A 7916-nucleotide genomic window follows, 5' to 3' on the forward strand; every position below is an offset into this window, starting at 1 on the left:
CTGCGATTGGCTCAGATCACAACATCCTGCAAGTTGTCGTTACAGCAAATAGCCCGAAGAATCAGTCTTAACCTGACCCGTCGGTGCTCTTTGTTGGAATTATTCAGTGATCCGCCGGATAGAATTGAAGCCAATTTACCCCGGAATAAGGGGAGTCTGGAGCTGGTTTATGCTTAACCGGACAGTAGTGAAGAGTAGTGGGTCAAATGTGTGAGAAAGAAGAACATAGCCTCCTGAGCTTCAAAGTTTCGATAAATTTCCAACCGCTCATTTGACCCACTACCCAGCGATCAATATCGTCCTATCATGGTTTTTCCTTCTGGACGGAAAACATTACTTACTTCATTGAGTTAATTAAAATTATTAATTGCTTAGGATTATCCCCGAAGCACCGGAGTTTGTCGCAATTTGTATCAATACGTCCCGAGCTATCCAAACCGGCAGCATTTCCCTCGTATAATGAAAGCATCATTAATGCAGGTGGTGTGAAACGCCATGAAAAAACACATTCTGGTGGTGGATGATCACAATGAGATCCGCGACTTGCTGGGTCGATACTTGGATCAACATGGTTATCAGGTCTCTCTGGCAGACGGCGGTGAGGGCATGCGGGAGGTTCTGGCAGCACAAACCATTGATCTGGTGGTGTTGGATATCATGATGCCCGGTGAAGATGGTCTTTCCCTCTGCCGTTATCTGCGAGAGGTGAGTGGCCCTCCGGTGATTATGCTCACCGCCATGAGTGAAGAGGCAGACACCATTGTTGGGCTGGAAATGGGCGCGGATGATTATGTGACCAAACCGTTCAGCCCCCGGGAGCTGTTAGCCAGAATCAAAGCAGTGTTGCGCAGATTGGAGCATGTGACGGACAAGTCTGAAGCAGCCAATAAGTCCTCTGAGATGCAGTTTCCAGGCTGGAAATTGGATGTTCACCAGCATCAGCTGACTCGGGAAGATGGATTGTTAGTGCCACTGAGTGCCGCCGAGTTCCGCCTGTTGAAAGTGTTTCTGGAACATTCACGACAGGTATTGAATCGTGATCAGCTGATGGATTTAACCAAAGGCAGAGACGCGCTGCCTTTTGATCGAAGTATTGATAACCAGATCAGCCGGTTGCGGAAAAAAATTGAGAAAGACCCGAAAACGCCCGCATTAATCAAAACCGTCTGGGGTGGTGGTTATATGTTTACTGAAGAAGTGAAATGAGACGTTTAATGAAGCCCTTTAGGATGAGTAGAGGACTCTTTAAAAAGCTACGCACCAGCCTGGTAGCCCAGATGGTCGTGGTGGTTCTGGCTGCACTGATGATTGCTCAGGCGGTGAGCTTTATTATTTTGGGGAACGCCTATCGCACGGCGTTGTCTGACATTAGCCAGCGATCGCAGTTTCAGCAGATCGAATCGTTAGTCTGGTTGCTGGAAAACAATCCAATGACCGATTACCCAGCCATTCTTGCGGCTGCCAGAACCAAGACGGTCTGGTTTTCGGTGGATGAAAACAGCGAACTGTCAGGAAAGAAGATGAATGGCAGGGATCAGGCTCTGGTTCGGCGCTTGCAGGATCTTCTGGGCGCTGATTATAAAGACAGAATCTGGATCAAAGTGGATACATCAAGGGCGTTCTCAGACTCTCACAACAAGTGGAAACCAAAAGCCCCCTGTGTTGGCGATGGGTGTAATCCGTTCTGGCAGGACGACCAAAAGAAAAACCATCAAAAACGTGCCCCTCACGATGATGACAGAAAACGCCGCTACTTTCGGGATGGCTGGAAGCCCCCGATAGTGACCAGTCTTCAGATTTCGGTACAGATGAGAAATAACCTGTGGTTAAACCTGAAGGCAAAATCACCGGCGGCGCCGCCTCTGGTGGCGAAACAGACCGTGGTTTTTCTGATCATCGCCACCATTTTGGTTCTGTGTGCGCTGGCTATTATGGTGCGGCGAATTACCCGACCTCTGCGCATGCTATCGAAAGCATCAATACAGCTTGGGCTGGGAGAACAAGTCGAACCGTTACCTGAGACAGGGCCGGCGGATGTAAAAGAAACCATCCGTGCTTTTAATCAAATGAATGACCGATTGCAGCGTTTTGTTTCAGACCGTACACGCATGCTGGCGGCATTGTCCCATGATCTTCGCACGCCAATTACCACAATGCGGCTCAGAGTGGAGCTGATGTCCGAAAGCCGTGATCGGGATCAGTTATTGGCAACGTTGGAAGAAATGCAGCAGATGTCGGAAGCGACGTTGGCATTTATGCGACAGGCTTCTGATAACGAAACAACTCGAACCGTTGACCTCAATGCCATGGTGGGAAGCCTCTGCGATGATCTTGAAGAAGTGGGGTTGGCAGTGGGCTATGAAGACAGTTTGGAAACCGTGATCCGTTGTCGGCCCGTGAGCTTAAAACGGGCGCTGAGAAATCTGATTGAGAATGGTGTCAAATATGGCCGGCGGGTGGAGGTACGTCTCGAACATACAGTACGGTCAGGTCAACATTTCGCTTCTGTGGTGATTGATGATCATGGCCCAGGTATTCCTGAAGAGATGGTGGAGCAGGTGTTTGTTCCTTTCTTCCGTCTTGAGGGGTCACGTAATCGTGATACAGGTGGGGTGGGGCTAGGTCTCGCTATTGCCAGAAATATTGTGCGTAACCACGGCGGTGAAATTTATCTCGAAAACAGGGGTGAAGGTTTGAGAGTCCGAGTAGAGCTGCCATTAATGTAATTATCTGGCAGCTTTACTCTACATGAGCAGGGTTTCAGGTTTAGTTGGCTTCGGCAACTTGGTTGACAGGTTGTGGAGGCTGAGCTTGCTGTTGGTTTTCAACATCTGGCTGAGGTGGTTTTTGACCAATGTCTTCTGAACCTGCTTCCAGCCCTGAGTTATCCACTTGCCCGTTAATGGATACCCTTTTTTCCGTGTGTTGATGGTAACGCAATTCCAGCTGTGAGACCGGTGGTCCGTCAGCAGGGTTATTCTTTCTGTGTTGGTCGTTAATCATTTTCTGAATATCTTTCAATGCTTGCAGTGAAGAATTGAGTCTGTTCAGCGCTTCGTCGAGAGAGCCTAGATTTCTATTTTCTTGCTGCCACTGCTGCATACCACGTACTGCCAGTGTGTATTTTTCCAGTACTTCTTTACAGGAAAGCTTCTCAAGATTGGCCTTATCCATTGGTATCAGTGAGATGCTGGGAAGGTGTTTCGAGGTATCTACACCCTCCTGAAGGTTAACGTTTAGCTTGGTTTTTTTTGCATTGGGTGGGAGGTCAATTTTTTGCAGAGCCTCTAATAGAGCAGCAGTATTCGTATATGGTTGTTTGCAAATGGCCACATACATTTCTAAGGACTCAATTGCATCTTTGCACACGGTGAGTTGAGCGTGGGCTGTAAAGGCATCTTGTGCGTTTTGAAGTGTTTTTTCTCCATGAGCCAAAAGGTTTTGATCCACCTTATTATCTTGGCCAATGGGGGGAGTACCTTTATTAACAACAGAGCCTGATTCAGGTGTTTTTTGCTGAGCATCTCTGGTTTGGATAGATTGAGGCTGCCTCTGAGGTAGCTGGTTTTCTTTAGGCAGCTTGGGCGTTACTGCTGAGCCATCAAGCGCTTTGGCTCGTTTTCCCTGCCCGACTGAAGGCCAATTGTCAGGAGCTGAGCGCTTTTGACCCAGCGGGGTGTTTGTAGGTAGATTACCGAGCGGTGGTCGTTGGTTCGATAGTGGCTGCATGACTCTACTCCTTATGTTCCATGCAATGAATTTGGTTATATATTGGAGTAGTGAAGCGCTAAAGAGTTCCCTTCTTTAGCAACTTATTAGGAATTTTTAGGGATTTTTAGGGATTTTTAGGGATTTTTAGGGATTTGAGTCGATTTAAGCCTTAAAGGCGGCGTACTTTGAACTTCCTTCCCTTGATTTTCCCCTGTTCCAGACGGCTCAGGGCGGATTTGGCAATGTCTCTAGTCACCGCCACATAGGCCACAAAATCATAGATGTTGATTTTACCCACCTGATCTCCGGGGATGCCGCCTTCTCCAGTCAATGCGCCCAGAATATCACCAGGGCGCACTTTGTGTTTACGGCCACCATCAACGGTCAGCGTGACCATGGGTGCCGCTTTCGGTGGCTTGTTGTTACCCAGTTCTGCCGGGTTTCCGTAGGTCAAAGCGGTTTTCAGGTAATCGCTGAGCTTGTCCAGCTTATACTGCTCTTTTGCTGTGTAGATGCTCAGAGCCAAGCCCTGTCGGCCAGCACGGCCGGTTCTGCCGACACGGTGGACATGAATCTGAGAGTCACGGCTGAGATCATAGTTAATAACGGCGGGCAGATTCTCAATATCCAAGCCTCGTGCGGCCACATCAGTCGCAATCAGCAAGGTAGAGCTGTGGTTGGAAAACCTTACGAGCATTTGGTCGCGCTCTCTTTGCTCCAGATCACCGTGAAGAATGACGGGTTTGTAACCTGCCTCGTACAAATCGGAGCCGACATCTTTACAGGCCTGCTTGGTGTTGCAGAAAATCACTGCAGAGACAGGTTCGTAGTGAGATAGAAGCTTTATCAGCATGTCGGATTTGTCTTCCGCCTGATAAAAGCGCTGCTCAATACTGTCATGGCTTTCACTGGTTTCTACAGAGACTTCTACCGGCGCCTTTTGGAATTGCTGACTTAATGTCCGTATGCCTTTTGGATAGGTGGCAGAGAACAGCAGAGTCTGGCGCTGTTCTGGAATGTGCTCAATGATTTGCTCAATGGCATCAATAAAGCCCATATCCAACATTCGGTCTGCTTCATCAAGAACCAGTGTACTAACGCTGTCCAGCTCAATGGTGCCTTTGCGGAGATGGTCCTGAATACGGCCAGGTGTTCCGACCACCACATGAGCGCCATGTTCCAGCGAGCCAATTTGTGGGCCAATGGGCTGTCCGCCGCAGAGCGTTACCACTTTTATATTTTGCTGATAACGAGCCAGTCTGCGAATTTCCTGTGCAACCTGAGTTGCCAGTTCCCGGGTTGGGCACATGACCAGTGCCTGACAACCAAAATGCCGCTGGTTTATTTTCAGTATCAGGCCGATAGAAAAAGCAGCAGTTTTGCCACTGCCGGTTTTGGCTTTGGCTATCACATCCTTACCGGCAATGATTTCTGGCAGGCTTTGCTGCTGCACCGGCGTCATTGTTCGGTATTCAAGGCTGGCAAGGTTATTCAGCAGAGCGTCGGGCAGCGCTAATGCTGAGAAATGGGATGAAGAAACGTCAGTCAAAGCGGGCTCTTGCACTATGCGGTTGTATAGAAGGGGCAGCGATTATAACAGAGTCTACTCTTAATGGCGGTATATCGTGATGGAGAAAAAAATGGCTTCAGCAGCATCAGTGACGACTGAGAACTCTGAGCATCAGGTTGAAGGTTCTGATAGGCATCCGATGTTCTGGGTTTTCGGCCTGATTGCAGGTGTTGGGTTGCAGTTACTGACTTTGTTAACTGAACCACCGGCTGGTATGACGGTCATGGCGTGGCATTGCGCCGGTCTCGCGCTGATGATGGCGGTGTTCTGGGCCGTTGAAATATTACCAACAGCCATTACCGCACTGTTTCCATTAATTTTTGCACCAATGATGGGAATAAACAGCATTGACGGTGCAGCAGCACCGTATGCTCACCCGGTTATCTTTCTGTTTATGGGCGGGTTTGCCATTGGGCTTGCTATGGAGCGTTGGCATCTCCATAGCCGGGTTGCATTAAATATTATGTTGTTGGTAGGCGCCGGGGAAAAACGATTGGTTCTGGGCTTTATGACAGCCACCGCATTGATCAGTATGTGGGTATCGAACGCAGCGACCACCATCATGATGCTGCCTATTGGTCTGTCAGTGGTTGCTATGATTCGGGATCAGGGACGTATGAGTAATGGGTTTCCCATTGCATTACTTTTGGCCATTGCTTACGGCGCATCCATTGGTGGATTTGGTACTTTAATTGGCTCCCCGCCTAATGCATTGTTGGTGGCCTTTCTTCAGGATCAATACGATATTCAAATTGAGTTTGCCCGTTGGTTAATTATTGGCGTACCTGCCTCTTTATTGATGTTGATAGTGACCGGATTATGGCTTGGTTATTTAGGTTATAATCTTTGCGGCAAAGAGAATCAGGTGATTCAGCAGTCGATTCGGGCGCAGCGGAAAGATCTTGGCAAAATGAGTATGCCAGAGAAAATCGTGGCGGTTATTTTCTGTGGTACCGCCATAGCGTGGGTCACGCGCCCCTGGTTGATTGATTTATTTCCAGGGCTTTTGATTACTGATGCGGCTATCGCTTTAATTGCAACGATTCTGTTGTTTGTTTTACCGTCCAATCTAAGAAAGCTCCAGTTTCTGATGAGCTGGAATGATATGCGGCGTTTACCCTGGGATGTATTGTTATTGTTTGGCGGTGGGTTAAGCCTTGCCTCGATGATTCGCAGAACAGGACTGTCGGATTGGATTGCAGGCTCATTAAGCTTCGTAGGTGATATGCCCGAGCTGATGGTTATTGCCATGGTGGTGGCGATTATTATCTTTTTGACAGAAGTTACCAGTAATACGGCAACCACGGCTGCTTTTCTCCCACCGCTGGGCGCCCTTGCAACTTCTTTTGGCATGTCCCCCGTGGTATTAGCAATTCCTGCCGCTATCGCCGCCAGTTGTGCATTTATGCTGCCAGTGGCAACGCCGCCCAATGCGATTGTTTATGGTGCCGGTATGTTGCCGATTCGTCATATGATCCGAAGTGGTCTGGTGCTGAATCTGGTTGGAATTGCCATTATCACCCTGTTGAGCAAGTGGTTGATAGGGTGGGTTGTATAGGTTCAGGTTCTTCAGGTATCGCTTGGAGGGTTGGAGTACGTCGAGTGTCAAATGAGCTGGGCGGGATACTGTGTTTAACCTGCTGAAGAGCAAAGTATGCATCAGACCAATATTGGGTGGTGTTTTGCAAATCGATATTGTCACCGGAGAGCTGATCTCTTAATCTTACCAGCTCTTCATTTCTCGATCTTAGTGCTCCATTTTCTTGTTCTAATTTTTTGATTGTGTGAGACTGGCGCTCTATTACTTGTTTTGATTTTTCTAATATATCCTGTTCACGTTGCTTCCAAGTATCCATATCAGCCTGTCGTGATAATAGATTGGCTAATATTTCTGTTTGTTTTTTATGTTCTTCTAAATCCTGTTTATAAATAGTTAAAAAGTCAGAATTGATGTTCAAATCACGTAGTGAATTTTCAGTTGATATTTTAATGGCTTCATTTTGCGCAGCAGGGTCTGCATTGGAATCTAAGATAATAGTTGCAGGGCTATCTATGCTATTAGAAATGGTCTCTTCAGCGAGGGTTGGATTTTTGTCAACAGGTTTGTGAACTTTTTCAACTTCAATAACTCTTTTACTTAAAGGTGTGGCACTGCTTTTGCTTTCTTTTGCTCTAAATATATTTGCAATGTGATGCCTGACAACAGGCCATCTTTCTGTCCAACGATGAGAAAACCTCTTTTTATGATTGCTTTGTTCAGGTTCAGTGTTCTTTGAGTGGCCAGATGCTTGGAGTGTTCCTTGTGATGAGCTGGTTGAACATGAATTTGCAGAATTGAGCATTAGATATTTTGAACCTCATAGCTTGATGAGTGATAGTCGCCGTAATTAAAGAGTAAGCTAGCTACTTCAGGCTAGCAACAATAGTATTCTTTGCTTAGGAATAGTCCCCAATTAACTTCCCTATTTTCAAGAGATCAGGAATCGTCGATAATTGCTCCGCATGAGTGCAGGAGGTCATCTTGGGCAGTTATTCGACGACAGTAGAGGTTCAAATGGTTCGGTTTTATCAGTCACTCAACGAGAGGGATCGTCGTCGCTATGCTGCGATTGAAGCGATAAAGCTTGGGCATGGT

The 7916-nt window shown here is 47.4% G+C and carries 6 protein-coding genes; 3 read left to right on the top strand and 3 right to left on the bottom strand.

Translation table 11 applies throughout. The features are described 5' to 3' along the window. The first annotated feature begins 495 nt into the window (after nucleotides 1-495). Both AKL11_RS07980 and AKL11_RS07985 read left to right on the top strand, forming a co-directional pair. Nucleotides 496-1206, top strand: coding sequence for a response regulator (locus AKL11_RS07980; RefSeq protein ID WP_067516245.1), 711 nt, complete (start codon nucleotides 496-498; stop codon nucleotides 1204-1206). 23 nt (nucleotides 1207-1229) lie between these two features. Continuing rightward, nucleotides 1230-2726: an ATP-binding protein gene (locus tag AKL11_RS07985; protein WP_067516247.1), complete on the top strand. Its 1497-nt coding sequence runs from the start codon at nucleotides 1230-1232 to the stop codon at nucleotides 2724-2726. 40 nt (nucleotides 2727-2766) lie between these two features. On the opposite strand, the gene AKL11_RS07990 is transcribed toward AKL11_RS07985, so the two are convergent. After that, nucleotides 2767-3729 (bottom strand): hypothetical protein, encoded by a 963-nt coding sequence (locus AKL11_RS07990; RefSeq protein ID WP_067516249.1) that lies wholly within the window; start codon nucleotides 3727-3729, stop codon nucleotides 2767-2769. A gap of 151 nt (nucleotides 3730-3880) precedes the next feature. Continuing rightward, a complete protein-coding gene (gene dbpA / locus AKL11_RS07995; protein WP_067517241.1) occupies nucleotides 3881-5260 on the bottom strand; it encodes an ATP-dependent RNA helicase DbpA in 1380 nt (459 codons plus the stop codon). Between the two features lie 91 nt (nucleotides 5261-5351). Between dbpA and AKL11_RS08000 the strand changes: the two genes are divergently transcribed. Then, the gene (locus AKL11_RS08000) at nucleotides 5352-6839 is read left to right on the top strand and encodes an SLC13 family permease (protein ID WP_216636497.1); all 1488 of its coding nucleotides are present in this window, start codon (nucleotides 5352-5354) and stop codon (nucleotides 6837-6839) included. Here the strand turns inward: AKL11_RS08000 and AKL11_RS08005 are convergent. Beyond that, the gene (locus AKL11_RS08005; protein WP_067516251.1) at nucleotides 6799-7623 is read right to left on the bottom strand and encodes a hypothetical protein; all 825 of its coding nucleotides are present in this window, start codon (nucleotides 7621-7623) and stop codon (nucleotides 6799-6801) included. The two genes, AKL11_RS08000 and AKL11_RS08005, sit on opposite strands and share 41 nt — an antisense overlap. Nucleotides 7624-7916: the final 293 nt, after the last annotated feature.

It is taken from the genome of Endozoicomonas ascidiicola (assembly GCF_001646945.1).
Classification (GTDB): Bacteria; Pseudomonadota; Gammaproteobacteria; order Pseudomonadales; family Endozoicomonadaceae; genus Endozoicomonas; species Endozoicomonas ascidiicola.

Bases quoted from the DNA above. Each gene is read 5' to 3' on its own strand.
- AKL11_RS07990 (WP_067516249.1), bottom strand. From the start codon at position 3,729: ATGCAGCCACTATCGAACCAACGACCACCGCTCGGTAATCTACCTACA.
- AKL11_RS08005 (WP_067516251.1), bottom strand. From the start codon at position 7,623: ATGCTCAATTCTGCAAATTCATGTTCAACCAGCTCATCACAAGGAACA.
- AKL11_RS08000 (WP_216636497.1), top strand. From the start codon at position 5,352: ATGGCTTCAGCAGCATCAGTGACGACTGAGAACTCTGAGCATCAGGTT.
- AKL11_RS07985 (WP_067516247.1), top strand. From the start codon at position 1,230: ATGAGTAGAGGACTCTTTAAAAAGCTACGCACCAGCCTGGTAGCCCAG.
- AKL11_RS07980 (WP_067516245.1), top strand. From the start codon at position 496: ATGAAAAAACACATTCTGGTGGTGGATGATCACAATGAGATCCGCGAC.